We start from the raw sequence: 15,399 nt of genomic DNA, 5'->3' as shown, positions 1-15,399 counted from the left end.
ATTTATCACTTTTACGACACGGCTACCTTCTATAGAAGCTAGCCGTGCTACGTCGTAAACCAGCAGGTGATTGTGCTTTATAAATTAATCAACATAGTTAGAGAACAGGAGTACTAGATGCTGTTTAAACACATCTAAAAATCTGACTCTCATAATCTACTTACACGGGAAATGAAACAATGAAAAACGTTCGCTTAACTAGAGTGGCCGGCGCACTTGCATTAGCTCTTGGGGTATCAGTCAGCGCATACGCTGCAGATACATCGTCTGCAATGCGCGGTAAGATCACCACCCCAACCGGTGAAGCAGCTGCAAATGTTAAAGTTACAGTTATTCACGAACCAACTGGTACTATAAGCACATTCACTACTAATGAATCTGGTGCTTTTATCGCAAAAGGTCTTCGCGTTGGCGGACCTTACAGAGTAGTACTTGACTCTGACAAATATTCAGATGCCCAACTTGACAATATCTATCTTGAGTTAGGCGACACTCACCGTATCAATAATCAACTTCAACCATTACAGCAAATCGAAAAAATTGAAGTTACGGGCTATAAGCTGGTACAACAAGCTGGTGGTTCAAGCAGCGTATTTGGTGCTGATACCATTGAAAATGCACCTAGTTTCAATAATGACATCAAAGACATTGCGCGCTTAAATCCGCTTGCCAGCATCAATGGAAATGGTGAACTCACGATTGCGGGTAATAACCCGAGAACGAATGGCTTAACCGTTGACGGTATCGGCCAAAATGATGACTTTGGCCTCAACTTTGGCGGTTACCCAACAGCACAACCACCTGTGGCACTTGATGCAATTGAGCAGATCTCAGTTGATACATCACCTTTTTCTGCTAAAAAAGGTAACTTTGGTGGTGGTACAATCAATGCGGTTACTAAGTCCGGCTCTAATGAATATACTTTCACAGGCTTCTATGAGACAAGTACACCAAGCCTTGCAGGTAAGTTAGATAATATTTCCGACGCCAAATATAAAGAAGATGTTAAAGACGCTGATGGTAATGTAATCCACCGTGCTGGCTCAAATATTCTTGATGAAGATGGTCACAAGACTTTCGAAGTGGCAAGCACAGATCCTATCATTACCGAAAAGCGTTTAGGCTTTAGTACCGGTGGCGCGATTATCAAAGACAAGTTATTCTACTTTGTTAACTATAACTCTTGGAAACAAGAGATGGACTTGGACTACGGTTTTGATGGTTCTGGCACCGCAAATGAGTTTGACGTTAGTGAATCTGACTATAACCGCTTTATTTCTGTACTAAATAATGTATATGGTATCGAAGATGAATTCGGTGGTGACCCTGAAGATACTAGTGATAGTGTCCTAATTAAGCTTAGCTGGAACATTTCCGATCTACATCGTGCTGACTTTACTTACCAATGGCAGGATGAAGAGGATGAGAAAGAATTCGCTACAGGTGGTGAAACTATATCTATGGCTTCAAGTCGTTATACTTATACGACTAAGTTCGATAACTTTGCCGCCAAGTTATACTCAGACTGGTCAGATGAATTCTCTACAGAGATAGGCCTTGCGTATAAAAATGTAACCAATGACAGTGTAACCAACTCAGATTTAGGTACTATTGAAGTTTACTTAAACGATGGTCGTGGTGCTGGTTTCCAATTTGGCCGTAACATCTATCGTCATGCCAATGAATCAGAAACCGAAACATTTGCGTTTACACTTGATGCAACTTATCTAATGGGCGACCATGAGATTAACTTTGGTGGTCAATATGAGAGCAAACGTCTTTACAACCTATTTGGCGAAGGTTCGATGGGTAGTTGGACGTTTGGTAGCATTGAAGACTTTGAAAATAAGAAATTATTTTTAAATAGATACGATGACTACCAATTTTCTTACGCCAATGCTTATACTAATGATGTCAATGACTTAGCTTATGATGCAACGCGTGAGCAACTTGCGCTTTACGTTGAAGATAAGTTTTATCTAACAGATGACCTTGAAGTGACGGCGGGCCTTCGTTATGAGCGTTTATCTTCAAGTGACAAGCCTACATTAAATACTGCTTTCCAAGAAACTTATGGTTATACGAACCAGGAAAACTTGGATGGTGCTGATATCGTTCTACCTCGTATTGGCTTTAAATACTATGCTACTGAGTCATTAACAATTAATGGTGGTGTTGGTCGCTTCCACGGCGGTATTCCAAATGTTTGGTTTAACAACCCATTCCAAAAAGACGGCTTAACGCAAGTTGATGCGACACAAGACGCTATCAATAATTACTTTGCAGGCGTAGATCAAGTTGATTTCACTCGCGTGCCTCAGCAAATTCAAGATTCTTTACAGCAAGGTGCTGGCAGCACAGCTTATACGGATCCTAACTTCAAGCTACCATCAAGCATTCGTGCACAGGTTGGGTTTGAATACGAATTTGATTCTGAACTGCTAGGTGACGGCTTCAAGTGGACAGCTGAACTTGCTTACCACAACAAGCAAGACGAAGCGGTATGGCATAACACTTCTATTACGCCAAAGCTTGATGAAAACGGTAACATCGTGCGCTCTGCAACTGGTCGAATCATCTATGATAACAAGTACTCTGGTGAGCTTAGAGATAACTATGACATCATGATGACCAATGCTGATGAAGACGCACGTTCTATTATTTTAAGCACCGCAATTGCTAAAGAGTGGGATAACGGTCTTTACGTTTCTGCAAGTTACACGAATCAAGATGTTGAAGATGTATCACCTGGTAGTGCTTCTCAAGCAGATGGTAACTACAAACACGCAACTACGCACAGCCGTAATGTTGACCTAGTAGGTCGTGGTCACTACGAAGTAGAACATAGCTTCAAGATTAACTTGCGCTACACCACTGAATTCTTTGACGGTTATGCGTCGAAGTTTAACGTGTTCTTTGAACGTCGATCTGGCCGTCCGTTTAGCTACACAATGGGTTCATACAATGATTATGACTTGGGAGATACCCGTGACTTTGCAGGTACATCTGCATACCTAGCGTACATCCCATCTGGTCCTAATGATGCGAATGTAAACTGGGAACAGTCAGATTTATCTTGGAATCAGCTAGAAGCCTTACTTAACCGTGCAGGCATAACTGAGCGTGGACAACTATTAGACCGCAATACGGGAACTCAGCCTTGGGTTACCACTATGGATGTTAGCTTTAAACAAGAAATCCCAGGTTTCTATAAAGAGCATAAAGGCGAACTTTACTTTATGATCGAAAACTTCGCTAACCTACTTAATAGTGACTGGGGTGTAGAGAAGAAGCTAAGTTACTCTGACCAAGCCGTTTATGACTTCGGCGGTTTAGATGACGATGGCAAGCTAATCATCGAGCCACGCTACAACGGTGCTGATGTTCGCAATTACTCGACTATCGATAAAGGCGCGTCAGCATGGCAAGCTAAAATTGGTATTCGTTACACATTCTAATATCTAACACGTAATTAGATAATCTCCCAAAGGCCAACGACCGTTGGCCTTTTTTCATTAATCAGCATTGCTGGTATCACCGTTTGCTAGTCTATTCTGAAGCGTCATTAGCAGCCCAATAAAATTTTCTTTCTGCTCATCGCTAAAACAACTAAGTAACTCAGCTTCCCATGCCAATGCAAGCGGCGTTAATGCTTGATAAAGCACTCTTCCTTGCTCTGTCACCGCAATAGTTTTTGCACGTTTATCACTTGGACTCACTAACATCTCGATCAACTCTCTGTCTTGTAACTGCTTAATTGCTCTTGAAACGGTTGATTTATCCATGCTTGCCAATTCACATATGTGCTTTGCAGTAAGCCCCTCCGTCTGTATTGCGTGAGATAATACTCGCCATTGTGGCTGCGTTAATTCTCCCTTTTGTTCGTAGACGTGCGCAAAGTCATTGCTCACTTTTGTTGACAGTGAAACGAGCTGATACGGCAAAAAATCGTTTATATTCAGCAGTTTTTTATCAGTTTTAGACATTATTTCACACTCCCAACTGTCACTATTACTTTACAGAGCGACTAGATGACAAACATTGAAAATACTCTCACATGAGAGTATCTTACTATAAAACACAAAGGAGTCGAGACACATGAGCCAAGAACTTCAATATTTAACTGGATTTGGTAATCAATTTGAAAGTGAAGCACTGCCGGGCGCTTTGCCTATTGGTCAGTTTTCACCGCAAAAAGTAAAATACGACCTTTATGCAGAGCAATATAACACCACCGCTTTTACAGCGCCTCGTGCTGATAATCGTAGAAATTGGTTCTACCGTATTCGCCCTTCTGTTTTACAAGGTGAATATGAAGCGATGGATAATGGCCTATTACGCACGGCACCAATAACTGAAGCCGTTACCCCCCCTTCCATGTTGCGCTGGAACCCTATCGATATACCACACGAAAAAACAGATTTTATCGATGGCTTAGTAACGATGGCTGCTAACGGCAGTGCCAATGGCCAAAGCGGGATTGGTATTCATGTATATGTTGCTAACGCATCAATGGAAGGTCGTTACTTCTATAATGCGGATGGCGAGCTGTTATTCGTCCCACAGCAAGGCGAACTCATTTTACACACAGAGTGCGGAAAACTCGCAATTAAACCAGGTGAGATTGCCGTTATCCCTCGAGGTATCAAATTCAGTGTAGAGCTTTTAAGCGATACGGTGCGTGGTTATATTTGTGAAAACTACGGACACCCTTATATATTGCCAGAGCGAGGCCCTGTTGGTGCAAATGGCTATACCAACGAACGTGACTTTCAATACCCGGTTGCCGCCTTTGAGGACAAAGAAGGTGATTTTGAACTCGTTGCAAAGTTTAATGGTAATTTGTTCCGCTGTGAGATTGGCCACTCACCACTTGATGTGGTTGCATGGACAGGTAATAGCGCCCCATACAAATATGATTTAGCACGATTTAACGTAATGAACACCGTAAGCTTTGATCACCCAGATCCGTCAATCTTTACTGTACTGACTTCTCCATCAGGCACGCCAGGTGTTGCAAACGTTGACTTTGTGATCTTCCCACCGCGCTGGATGGTGGCAGAAAATACATTCCGTCCGCCTTATTATCACCGTAATATCATGAGTGAGTTTATGGGCTTAATTGAAGGGGTATACGACGCCAAAGAACATGGTTTTGTGCCAGGTGGCATGAGCCTACACAACTGTATGTCTCCTCATGGGCCAGAAGCTGATGTATTTGAAAAGGCGAGCAACGCAGAGCTTGCACCACAGCGCTATGAAAACACACTCGCGTTTATGTTTGAGTCACGTTACATTATCTCTCCAACTAAGTATGCTTTAGAAGGCAAAGCACGTCAGCCTAACTATGCTGATTGCTGGAAAGGCATTAAAAAGTACTTTAAAGGAGCATAAAGATTATGTTGAAACTCTATACTTATTTTCGCTCATCTGCAGCCTACCGTGTGCGTATTGCTTTGAATCTTAAAGGGTTAGAGCATGAATTAGTCCCTGTAAACTTGCTTAAATCGGAGCAAAGCAGCGAGGCATATTTAAGTAAAAATGGTCAAGGATTGCTACCGGCTCTCGAAACTGAGCATGGCGTTCTTGCACAATCTTTAGCGATATTAGAGTGGCTAGAAGAAACCCAAACAGGCCAAGCATTGCTACCACAAGATCCTTGGCAAAAAGCGCAGGTAAGAAACTTTTGCTACGCCATCGCCTGTGATATCCACCCTATTGATAACTTGCGTGTACTTAAATATCTCTCAAGTGAGCTGGGCGCATCTGATGAGCAAAAAAATGAGTGGTATCGCCACTGGGTTATCGAAGGCTTTAAAAAGCTAGAACCTATGATAGGCGACGGTCAATTTTGCTTTGGCACGGAGCCCACACTTGCGGATGTTTGTTTAGTACCACAAGTGTTTAATGCCCTGCGCTTTAAAGTAGATATGACTGCATTTCCTAAGATCAGTCGAGTGTACGAATATTGTAATACGCTTGATGCGTTTTCTGATGCAGCGCCTGAAAATCAATTAGACGCACAATAAGGCTAGTAAACGATAAGCCAACTAAAAAGAGTGACATGCTAAGCATATCACTCTTTCAATCAAATGAACGTTTGTTATTTCAACGCGCTATAGACATGATCAAAATGGCCAATAAGGTCGTGACCAAGATCAGTCAAATAACCCCCATCGGGGCTGTCAATGACCCCTTTTTCAAATAGCCGCATCGCGGCACCTTGTATACCTTCAGGCGCGCTGCTATGAATTTTTATCCCCTGATGCAAACTATGTCTTGGAAATCTAGCTAGTAAGGTCAACTCATCCAACAATTTTTGGTCTAATGCCATTGTCATTTTTCCTTATTCTTCTATAGTCATTTAACACTCTAGTTCAAAAAACCAAATTTGATGAAGTTTTTAATTTGTTTAATCACTGTTAATTTGATCTCACTGCCTGTTTTGGCTACAACGCCCGCTGATTTGAGGTTATATGGAGAAATACCAAAGCAAGTCTGTTGGTATGAAGGAAAGTCATATAGCGAAGGCGCACTATTGCTACAGTTTGACATGCTGTTTGTCTGTGCAACGAAAAAGTACAACGAAGACAATGGCAAACTTGTGTGGGTAAAGGCTGACGCGTCTGGGGCACCAATTAGACCTGAAATTTCGGATAAAATTAGGGTAAACTAGGCGTAATATCTAAAGTTATATAGAAGTAGAAGATGACAACCCAAGCAAATAACCCCCTTCACGGTATCAAGTTAGAAGAAATTATTGTAAAACTTGAACAGCAACTAGGCTGGAAAGAAATGGCAGCCGCCGTAGATATCAACTGCTTCAAAGATAATCCAAGCGTTAAATCTAGTCTCAAGTTTTTGCGTCGCACACCTTGGGCAAGAACCAAAGTGGAGCAACTGTATCTAGATACCTTCCACGGCTTTCAGTGGCCAGATATAAAAAAATAACCCGTTTTCTCTAAGTTTATTTGGCTACATAAAGCACGTTGTAAGTCTCCTGAAGCTTATCAAGAATATGCTTGGGAACATTTTTATTACAGGCTAGATAAAGAGACGTATTAAACTGATCTAACGTATATACCGGCTCAAGTAATTGAGCCGTTTGCTCTTTTGCACTTCGAAACCTAAACTGGGCATCGCTTAATATCACCAAATCAACAAAGTCTTTGCGCGTCTTGAGTAGCTCAAAAACCTTATCAAAAGAATTAATCAGGATAAGCTGTTTCCCTTCTTGAAAACCATGCTCCATTAAAAATTGGTGGCTAAAATTATCTCGGATCACCGCAGTTCGATAAGCTTGAGCATCTTCTAATTTATTCAGCTTGATTTTGCTTTCACGTAGTGCATAAAAAGAGGTGGTAAACGTATCAATTGGAAATACCCAATTAAACTCATTTTCGCGAATGGTATTTCTGGCTGTTGAAAACACACAGGTATCTTCTTTTCTTAATGCGGCATTATAGGCTGCAGGCCATGAAAGTACGTTGATGGTGTAATCAACGCCAGAGTCATCAAGCACTGCCCTAACTTTATCCGCTGAACGCCCAATTAGCTCCCCTTTTTCATTAAGGTATTGGAAGTCAGGAAAGTTCTCAGTGACAATATTTAGCGTATAGGCAAGCGCACTGAAACTCGTCAGTAAAATACAAAGACCAAAAGAGTATGCACCCTTCATGAAACTCTCCCCATAGCTACTTGAATAATATAGTCTTAACTTAAAGGTTGAGCAATTTTTAAAGAGATAGAATAGCTGCTTGTGAATGCGGGTTATGAGTAACTTATTGAAGTGAATGAGTGATAGACAAAGATGCCTTCGCCTATCACAGTGCTGTTTAGTTATTTAGTTGCTTTAGCTATTGTTGATAGCATCAATTAAAAACGCACTCAGCTTAGCGCCTTCTTTAAGCGTGGTTTCTGAGCTCGTTTGTCCAACAAGAGAGCTGTCGGTAAATGGGGCTATTTCCATCATGTCTGCACCTGTGATTTTAAACTCACCACGCAGCGCTTGTAGAATTAACATCGCTTCGTCTGGAGTCATACCCCCTGCCTCTGGAGTACCCGTTGCAGAAGCAAACTCTTCATCAAGTGCGTCAATGTCAAAGCTAACATAAAGCTCTTCAACACCGTCAGCCTTTAGCTGTGCAATAACTTCATCTACAATCGCTTGTGCACCACGCTCTCTGATCTCATGAGCCCAATGCTGCTTAACACCGAATGTAGACTCCCAATGAGACTTAGGTTTGCCACTCGAGCGGATCCCAAATTGTACTAAATGATGGGGTGCAGGCAAAAACTCTAGGATATGCGTACACCAAGAGCCGAAGCATAAATCGATACCTAAGCGCTCAACAAGTAAATCCGTGTGAGCATCAAAATGGATAATCGCTGTTTTTACACCACGAGCACGCTTTGCTTTAAGATACGCTTTTGTTAACGGGTAGCTGATTGAGTGGTCGCCACCAATGCCAAACACGCCTTTATCTGGGTAATTTTCGTAAAAGCCATCACACACATCTTCTGTAATAGATAATGGTGAGACGTAATACTCACTCTCTGGGTCAGCATAAAGTGCCTTTTGACAATTACTGATCGTGCTCTCGTTTAAATATTTGTCGTGCAGTAAATGTGGAATAACACGCACATCGCCAAGGTCAAACGCGCTCGTTTGCGGCTGTTGCTCAATTAATGTCGAACGCAAAAATAACGGGCCCCAGTTGGCGCCGCGTAAAATACCACCGCCACAATCTGAACTGATCCCAAGAATTGCCGCTTTATGTTCACTTTCGCCCAATTTCTCCAGTGACGCTTTCCATAAAGTATCGACTCCTTCTGTTTGTCCATATAGCTTTTGTCTTAGCGCGTCTTTTCTTTCTTTCGCTGTGTTTACTGTAAACACACCATCTCCCGGTGGGCATAAACAGTGCTCAAGTTTTTTATGGAATTGTTTTTTGCTCTCAGACATCGCTATCCCCTCTTATATGCATAATCATGCGACCCAGAAAAATCTTCCCTATTGCGCTTTATATATTGCGAAACACTCAAAATACGATTGGCTTAAAATGAGTAAAAACGACAAATTAAAAATAAAAATCCTTATAAATCAAAAGACTTGCTTGATCTCTAACTTCGTTTTCGAAAGACATTGACTGTTCATTAGGTCGTTGTTGCAGCACATATAACAGGTTCAAATAAGAAGTCAACCGCAGTACCAACAATGCTCATTGATGCTACGGTTGTTTATTCATAGAGGGTGTTTAGTTATTCGTAGTGGCGTGGCACTTTTGTTTTAATTACAGCGATATAGCCATGCCAACTTGCGTACGCTAGCAGCGGCATAATAACGATAAACCCAGCCGTTCCAGTTGCAAACCCAAGCATCACCAAGAACACTAAGATCCCACACCATACCACCATAGCGCCGACATTTTCTTTCACAGCATGCATTGAGCTTATTACCGCAGTCATAATATCCACTCGGCGCTCCATCATTATTTGTGGCGTAAACGCTGAGATTGCAAATACACACACCAATAAAATGCCTCCCACTATCGAGCCGAGTGCTAAAAATGCCGAAAGCTGTTCAAACGTAGGATTCGGAACATTTGGATATAATGCATGGATAAGCGCCGCTAAGCGCATCCAAACAATCATAATGACCATCAGTAACACCGCAAACCCCCACTCGCCAGCGGGATTACGAAACATTGATTTAAGACTATGCGTTAACGTTGGTTTATGGCCCTTTTCCAACTCCCACGCAACATCATACAAGCCAGCTGCGAAAGCAGGTCCAATAAGCGCAAAGGCGACAGCGGCAGGCAGAATTACCAAGTGGGTACCCGATTGGTACACTAACCACATGATAAAAGCAGGTATTAGGGTAAAAATAAGTCCATACACTAGGCTAAGTAATGGTGCATTCGCAATATCTTTAAATGCTAATGCAAGCCAGTGAAACGGTGCCAAGGTTGGAACTTTGTTGCATTCAAAGCAACGCGCAAATTCGTTATCTTTATTTATAGAATGTGTAGCAGGCATAACCATTCCTCATTGTTGCTCTCATGTTAAGGTTTAGTGGAACATCGACAATCCCGCAAGCTATCCTGAGCTATAATACCAACTGCGTTAATTCTCTAACCAATTTAACGGGTAAAATATCATACAAGCTTCGTTCAAAATTTCTTATTTAGAACAACTAAATAGCAAAATTTTTGCCTTGCCTATATGGATTTAGTTGCCAAAGCGGTAGCAGGACGCGAGAGCGGTGCTACTAATATTATTTCCCGCTTCAAAATAGCTCATTTACTTAATACGATTGGTATAATTTAAACACGCCACACTTAAATAGGACATCTGTCCTGTACTTGATAGGCGTTAACTATAAACATTACGCTTTAATTATAACTAAGGTTTACTATGGAAAAGGTATTTCACTTAGGTCTTACGAAAGCCGACCTACAAGGCGCTTCACTAGCAATTGTTCCGGGTGATCCCGAGCGCTCAAAACGCATTTCTGAATATCTCGACTCTCCAGTCTGCTTAGCACAAACTCGCGAATTTCATATTTACCTTGGCTTTTTAAATGAAAGTCCTGTGGTAATTTGCTCAACTGGTATAGGCGGCCCATCTACGTCAATCGCCGTTGAAGAATTAGCACAGCTTGGTATCACTACCTTTTTACGCATAGGTACGACTGGTGCCATTCAACCACATATCGATGAAGGTGATATTTTGGTGAGCACGGCATCAGTGCGTTTAGATGGCGCTAGCCAGCATTTTGCGCCTATCGAGTTTCCTGCTGTGTCTGATTTTCATACCACTTCAGCAATGGTACAAGCCTGTGAATCGTTGGGCATTACTTACCATGTTGGGATCACTGCGTCTAGCGATACTTTCTACCCAGGGCAAGAACGTTACGACACATACTCAGGCTACGTCAGAAAAGCGTATCAAGGTTCGTGTGCAGAATGGCAAAAGCTTAATGTGATGAACTATGAGATGGAATCTGCGACGTTATTTACCATGTGTGCAGCACTTGGATTGAAGGCAGCTTGTCTTGCAGGCGTATTGGTAAACAGAACACGCCAAGAAATTCCTAATGTCGACCATCAAGCTGTTGAAAAGAAAGCTGTCACTGCAGTTTTAAAAGCAGCTGAACTGTTACTTTCGAAGTAGTAGCAGTAAACGTAGAGATTGAGTGGTTACTCAATCTCTATATGTGTAAGCAAATGCTCGGCATTGTATGCCTTTAAAACCGCTAAGCTTACTTGCAACTGATTAGCACTGCCCTGCTTTTCTAGCAAAGTGATCTCTACGACATTTACCTCAGATAATACTTTACCCGACATAGCTAATTGACTTAGTGCACTTTGTAATGGCGATAAGCTTGGGTTATAAGCCGCATTTTCAGCATAACGCCCATAAAAGCACTCACCAGTGTCTAGTTTAATTTCCACCGCACTTTGGTTGTGTGTGTAGGGGCAATAAGCGCGCAGATAATGCCGATAAAGCGCCGCACTGATTGATGCAGGCGATGTTTCATTCGCAGCAAGATGTTGCGCTTGAGAAAAGAGCTTTTCACTGTTGCCCAGATCGTCCGGACCAAACGAAGTCGGCAGCAAGTCACACAACGAAGTTTTGCCTGTCGGCAATAAAATTTCAAGCTCCTTTGCCGTGCTTAGCTCATTCATAAATTGACGACAAAATCCGCAAGGCGCGGCATTAATCGTCATTTTAGAGATTTCCGTTGCGCCATTTAACCACGCATTGTTAATTGCCGCTTGCTCGGCATGAACAACCAAAGAAAGCGCCTGATGCGAGAATTCTAAATTCGCGCCTAAAAACGCTTGTTGCGATTTATCATCCCAAGCAATGGCACCAACATAAAATTGTGAAATAGGAGGCGTAGCAAACTCAGCTGCAACTTCAAGTAATGCTGCCTCAAGCTCAGATCGAGATAAGTGAAAGCGGTTTTGATATTGTACTAATTGGGAATAACTAAATATTCCACGATGGGCGATGGCGTATTGCGTTAACGCACTTTTTATTGATGGTTCTATCTTTGCCATATTGTTGTCATGTTTATCTATGGCAGGATAGTTTACGCAAGAGTTACAGCCGACTCAACCATTCTCTTGCAGATTTAAAACACTCAAAGTTTTCAGCGCTGATATTAAAACGCTTAATTTTCTGTAGAAAAAGATCATGCATATAACCTTCAAAACCAACGACGCGTGCAATATGTAAATTGCCAATATTGTGCGCAACTTTTGGCATTATGTTCACAATATCAATTGCGGCGAAGCGGTGTTCAAGTTCACTCACATCTACTAATACTTTGCTACTATTATGCTTTTTTGCGTATAGATTGGCTTTCTCGTATGCCGAGACCACATCGTTTGCATTCGCAATTCCTCTGATCTTCATCATAATCAGATCATTACACTCATCAAATGTGACGCTAGTAGATATTTTGTGCATGTATCGTAGACCTATCAACCGACAATTCTTGAATAAAACAAATAAAACGACTGGTAAAACCAGCCGCGCATTTTAAATCAATGAGAATTACTGTCAATAAATATACTAATAAAAAACCAATCAAAATAAAAAAACCAATCCATTGGGATTGGTTTTGTAGCTATTATGCTTATAAATGTAAAATTTTAAAAAAATAGATTATTCAAATTGTTGCACTAACCCGTATTGCGCATCCCCGCCGCAATCCCTGTCATCGTGATCATAAGTGCCAGTTCCAAATCGTGATTGGTTTCTTCACGCACACGCTTTAACAGTTCTATTTGTAACAAGTTTAGAGGATCAGTATACGGATTTCTCAGCCCGATCGATTCTTTGATCCAAGGTTGCTGTGACAACAGCGACGACTCTGGCGCAAGGCCGCGAATAAGCTCGATGGCCTGTTGTAAGTTGTCTCTTAACTCATCCCCTAGGCCTATATACTCGTCACTAACTAAACTTGCATCATACATCTCGCTGAGCCAAAGGTCGGCTTTACAGAATACCATTTCGAGCATTTCTAAACGGGTTCTAAAAAATGGCCACTTTGCGCTCATTTCTTGCAGCATGTCTTTACCAAACGTTTCTACGGCAGCTTCAAGACCTTCTTTCGCCCCTAGCCAAGCAGGCAACATCAAGCGGTTTTGACTCCATGCGAAAATCCATGGAATAGCCCTCAAACTCTCTACTCCGCCATTTGGATTTCGTTTAGAAGGCCTCGAGCCTAGCGGTAATTTAGACAGCTCTTGTTCTGGCGTTGCCATTCTAAAGTAAGGCACAAACTCAGGGTTCTCTCGAACAATACTGCGATACTTTTTGCAGGAAGCTTCACTAATCGTCTCCATAACCTCTACCCATTTAGGTTCGGGTCGAGGGGGCGGCAACAAATTACTTTGTAAAATCGCACTGGTATAAATAGATAGACTTTGCATCGCGACTTTAGGTAAACCAAATTTAAAGCGGATCATTTCGCCTTGCTCGGTCACTCGCAAGCCACTTTTTAGCGAACCAGGAGGCTGAGATCTCAGCGCTTGTGCAGCAGGCGCCCCCCCTCGACCAATCGTACCTCCACGGCCATGGAAAAGGACCAGCTCAACGCCCTTCGCATCAGCAAGGTTAACCAGCTTTTCCATTGCATCATACTGCGCCCATCCTGCCGCCATCATCCCTGCGTCTTTTGCAGAGTCGGAATAGCCGATCATGACATATTGCTTGGCACCAATCGTGCCTTTATACCAAGTGTTCTCAAATAACCCGCTGATCACTGATTGTGCGTTATTTAAATCATCCAGCGTTTCAAATAGCGGGGCTACCGGTAAGTTGAATTTACATCCGCTTTCTTGGAGTAATAAATGTACGGCGAGAATATCTGAGGCACTTTGCGCCATTGAGATAATGTAAATGCCAAGTGCATTTTGGTCTTGATCCGCAATCGTTGTAAATGTCTCTAGCACCTCTTGAACATTGGAAGAAGGTTGCCAATGACGCGGCAGTAACGGTCGTCTCGAGCTTAGTTCGGTTAATAAGAAAGCTTGCTTGTCTGCTTCTTGCCACTGGGCATAATCGCCAAGACCCAAATAGCGTGTTAATTCAGAAAACACTTCGGTATGTCTGGCGGAATCTTGACGAATATCTAACTTACATAAAGACACGCCAAAGCAGTCAATTCGTCTTAATACATCCAACAATAAACCATCGGCAATATTAGCCATGCGACAATCAACCAACGAGCGATAACACGCCTCTAGTGGCTCTCTTATCTGTGAGACCTGTTTAATCTTGTCCTGATAATGAGAAGGCGTGCCTTTGATTTTATATTCCAATGCTGCAATGGTTTCTTCTACCTCAGCGCGTACTTGCTTTAGCACATGACGATAAGGTTCATTACTGCCGTCCGCTCGCGCTATAAAGCTTGCGGATGCATTACTCATAGAAAGTTCTGCGCCTAAGATTTCTAGATCGCGACGATATAAGTCAAGCGCCATCCAGCGGCCGTGATCAAGCACAGATTGCGTCACATGGGAAGTAACAAACGGGTTGCCGTCTCTGTCGCCACCCATCCAAGAAGTCAGCTGGATAGGACTAAAGTTGGCGGGTAGTTGTAAGTTTAATCGCGTTTTCACTTGGGCATTGAAATACCGAACAAACTTAGGCACGGCTTCCCAAAGACTATTTTCGATAACCGCGAACCCCCACTTTGCTTCATCCAGTGGCGTAGGTCGCTTTTCTCTAATATCGCTTGTGTGCCACGCTTGTGAGATCAACTGCTCAATGCGGTCAATGACCTCATCGTAAACAGGATCCTCACCTGAGGTCACCTCAAGCACTTTTAAACATTCGCTCAGCTCAACGTGTTTATTGATGATGGTTCTGCGTGTTACTTCCGTTGGGTGAGCGGTTAGCACCAAATCGATTTTTAGTTTGCTTATTACATCTGCTACTTCATTGAGTGTCAGCGCGCCAGCATCGACTTTACTTTGCAATTCATCAAGCGCCTTATCTACTTCGATCATCACGCCGTCTGGAGAGCCTGACTTTGAAATGGTGTGGAATTGTTCTGCGACATTCGCAAGGTTTAAGAAATGATTAAATGAGCGAGCAACGGGAAGTAGCGCTTCATCGCTTAGGCTACGTAAGGTGTCAATCAGCGCTTGCCTATCTGAATCATTACCGCTCCGCGAGGATTTTGCTAGGTGCCTAATTTCTTCAACTTTGTCTAGCGTCTCTTGACCCTGCGCTTGTTGAATAATTTGCCCTAACATCTGCCCCAAAAGGCTCACATTACTACGTAGGCTTGCGTATTGCTCAGTCATACAATCTCCTTGATGAAAAGATACTCGAACTCCACTATACCGAGAATAAATTGATTTGCGAACGATC

Annotated in this window: 14 protein-coding genes; 6 read left to right on the top strand and 8 right to left on the bottom strand. The window is 42.5% G+C overall.

What is annotated here, in order from left to right; genetic code table 11:
- Positions 1 to 179: 179 nt before the first annotated feature.
- Positions 180 to 3,458 carry a TonB-dependent receptor gene (locus MHN32_RS05195; protein ID WP_239421117.1) on the top strand — a complete coding sequence of 1,093 codons (3,279 nt, stop codon included), beginning with the start codon at positions 180 to 182 and terminating at the stop codon, positions 3,456 to 3,458.
- Between the two features lie 57 nt (positions 3,459 to 3,515).
- Here MHN32_RS05195 and MHN32_RS05190 read toward each other — a convergent pair whose 3' ends face one another.
- Positions 3,516 to 3,986, bottom strand: a complete 471-nt coding sequence (locus MHN32_RS05190) for a MarR family transcriptional regulator (protein ID WP_239421116.1) — start codon at positions 3,984 to 3,986, stop codon at positions 3,516 to 3,518.
- A gap of 112 nt (positions 3,987 to 4,098) precedes the next feature.
- On the opposite strand from MHN32_RS05190, the gene hmgA reads away from it, so the two are divergent.
- Together hmgA and maiA are read left to right on the top strand one after the other, a co-directional pair.
- Positions 4,099 to 5,394: a homogentisate 1,2-dioxygenase gene (gene hmgA, locus MHN32_RS05185; RefSeq protein WP_235367379.1), complete on the top strand. Its 1,296-nt coding sequence runs from the start codon at positions 4,099 to 4,101 to the stop codon at positions 5,392 to 5,394.
- Positions 5,395 to 5,402: 8 nt separating this feature from the next.
- Positions 5,403 to 6,029 carry a maleylacetoacetate isomerase gene (gene maiA, locus MHN32_RS05180; RefSeq protein ID WP_239421133.1) on the top strand — a complete coding sequence of 209 codons (627 nt, stop codon included), beginning with the start codon at positions 5,403 to 5,405 and terminating at the stop codon, positions 6,027 to 6,029.
- Positions 6,030 to 6,103: 74 nt separating this feature from the next.
- Here the strand turns inward: maiA and MHN32_RS05175 are convergent, their stop codons facing one another.
- The gene (locus MHN32_RS05175) at positions 6,104 to 6,334 is read right to left on the bottom strand and encodes a TIGR02647 family protein (protein ID WP_010373121.1); all 231 of its coding nucleotides are present in this window, start codon (positions 6,332 to 6,334) and stop codon (positions 6,104 to 6,106) included.
- Positions 6,335 to 6,394: 60 nt separating this feature from the next.
- On the opposite strand from MHN32_RS05175, the gene MHN32_RS05170 reads away from it, so the two are divergent.
- The gene (locus MHN32_RS05170) at positions 6,395 to 6,676 is read left to right on the top strand and encodes a DUF1496 domain-containing protein (protein ID WP_010605335.1); all 282 of its coding nucleotides are present in this window, start codon (positions 6,395 to 6,397) and stop codon (positions 6,674 to 6,676) included.
- A 32-nt stretch (positions 6,677 to 6,708) separates the two neighbouring features.
- Complete coding sequence (locus MHN32_RS05165; protein WP_017216709.1) at positions 6,709 to 6,951, top strand: VF530 family protein; 243 nt, start codon at positions 6,709 to 6,711, stop codon at positions 6,949 to 6,951.
- A 16-nt stretch (positions 6,952 to 6,967) separates the two neighbouring features.
- On the opposite strand, the gene MHN32_RS05160 is transcribed toward MHN32_RS05165, so the two are convergent.
- From MHN32_RS05160 to MHN32_RS05150, 3 genes are all read right to left on the bottom strand, one after another.
- Complete coding sequence (locus MHN32_RS05160) at positions 6,968 to 7,678, bottom strand: transporter substrate-binding domain-containing protein (RefSeq protein WP_239421115.1); 711 nt, start codon at positions 7,676 to 7,678, stop codon at positions 6,968 to 6,970.
- Between the two features lie 174 nt (positions 7,679 to 7,852).
- Positions 7,853 to 8,965, bottom strand: coding sequence for an arginase family protein (locus MHN32_RS05155; protein WP_045990324.1), 1,113 nt, complete (start codon positions 8,963 to 8,965; stop codon positions 7,853 to 7,855).
- Between the two features lie 296 nt (positions 8,966 to 9,261).
- A complete protein-coding gene (locus tag MHN32_RS05150; protein WP_010605331.1) occupies positions 9,262 to 10,041 on the bottom strand; it encodes a DUF2189 domain-containing protein in 780 nt (259 codons plus the stop codon).
- 378 nt (positions 10,042 to 10,419) lie between these two features.
- On the opposite strand from MHN32_RS05150, the gene udp reads away from it, so the two are divergent.
- On the top strand, positions 10,420 to 11,178 hold the full coding sequence (gene udp / locus MHN32_RS05145) for a uridine phosphorylase (RefSeq protein ID WP_239421114.1): 759 nt from the start codon (positions 10,420 to 10,422) through the stop codon (positions 11,176 to 11,178).
- 26 nt (positions 11,179 to 11,204) lie between these two features.
- Here the strand turns inward: udp and cdd are convergent, their stop codons facing one another.
- From cdd to ppc, 3 genes are all read right to left on the bottom strand, one after another.
- Positions 11,205 to 12,071 (bottom strand): cytidine deaminase, encoded by an 867-nt coding sequence (cdd, locus tag MHN32_RS05140; protein WP_010605329.1) that lies wholly within the window; start codon positions 12,069 to 12,071, stop codon positions 11,205 to 11,207.
- 43 nt (positions 12,072 to 12,114) lie between these two features.
- Positions 12,115 to 12,432 (bottom strand): hypothetical protein, encoded by a 318-nt coding sequence (locus tag MHN32_RS05135; protein WP_223192100.1) that lies wholly within the window; start codon positions 12,430 to 12,432, stop codon positions 12,115 to 12,117.
- Positions 12,433 to 12,698: 266 nt separating this feature from the next.
- The gene (gene ppc / locus MHN32_RS05130; RefSeq protein ID WP_239421113.1) at positions 12,699 to 15,332 is read right to left on the bottom strand and encodes a phosphoenolpyruvate carboxylase; all 2,634 of its coding nucleotides are present in this window, start codon (positions 15,330 to 15,332) and stop codon (positions 12,699 to 12,701) included.
- Positions 15,333 to 15,399 lie beyond the last annotated feature (67 nt).

It is taken from the genome of Pseudoalteromonas sp. Of11M-6 (genome assembly GCF_022347905.1).
GTDB lineage: Bacteria > Pseudomonadota > Gammaproteobacteria > Enterobacterales > Alteromonadaceae > Pseudoalteromonas.
The sequence above is the reverse complement of the archived record's forward strand: the minus strand, read 5'-3'. Positions and strand labels throughout refer to the sequence as shown.

What these genes read in the sequence shown, in the direction of transcription:
- MHN32_RS05195 (WP_239421117.1), top strand. Translation starts at nt 180, where the DNA reads ATGAAAAACGTTCGCTTAACTAGAGTGGCCGGCGCACTTGCATTAGCT.
- MHN32_RS05190 (WP_239421116.1), bottom strand. Translation starts at nt 3,986, where the DNA reads ATGTCTAAAACTGATAAAAAACTGCTGAATATAAACGATTTTTTGCCG.
- hmgA (WP_235367379.1), top strand. Translation starts at nt 4,099, where the DNA reads ATGAGCCAAGAACTTCAATATTTAACTGGATTTGGTAATCAATTTGAA.
- MHN32_RS05175 (WP_010373121.1), bottom strand. Translation starts at nt 6,334, where the DNA reads ATGGCATTAGACCAAAAATTGTTGGATGAGTTGACCTTACTAGCTAGA.
- MHN32_RS05170 (WP_010605335.1), top strand. Translation starts at nt 6,395, where the DNA reads ATGAAGTTTTTAATTTGTTTAATCACTGTTAATTTGATCTCACTGCCT.
- MHN32_RS05165 (WP_017216709.1), top strand. Translation starts at nt 6,709, where the DNA reads ATGACAACCCAAGCAAATAACCCCCTTCACGGTATCAAGTTAGAAGAA.
- MHN32_RS05160 (WP_239421115.1), bottom strand. Translation starts at nt 7,678, where the DNA reads ATGAAGGGTGCATACTCTTTTGGTCTTTGTATTTTACTGACGAGTTTC.
- MHN32_RS05155 (WP_045990324.1), bottom strand. Translation starts at nt 8,965, where the DNA reads ATGTCTGAGAGCAAAAAACAATTCCATAAAAAACTTGAGCACTGTTTA.
- MHN32_RS05150 (WP_010605331.1), bottom strand. Translation starts at nt 10,041, where the DNA reads ATGCCTGCTACACATTCTATAAATAAAGATAACGAATTTGCGCGTTGC.
- udp (WP_239421114.1), top strand. Translation starts at nt 10,420, where the DNA reads ATGGAAAAGGTATTTCACTTAGGTCTTACGAAAGCCGACCTACAAGGC.
- cdd (WP_010605329.1), bottom strand. Translation starts at nt 12,071, where the DNA reads ATGGCAAAGATAGAACCATCAATAAAAAGTGCGTTAACGCAATACGCC.
- MHN32_RS05135 (WP_223192100.1), bottom strand. Translation starts at nt 12,432, where the DNA reads ATGATGAAGATCAGAGGAATTGCGAATGCAAACGATGTGGTCTCGGCA.
- ppc (WP_239421113.1), bottom strand. Translation starts at nt 15,332, where the DNA reads ATGACTGAGCAATACGCAAGCCTACGTAGTAATGTGAGCCTTTTGGGG.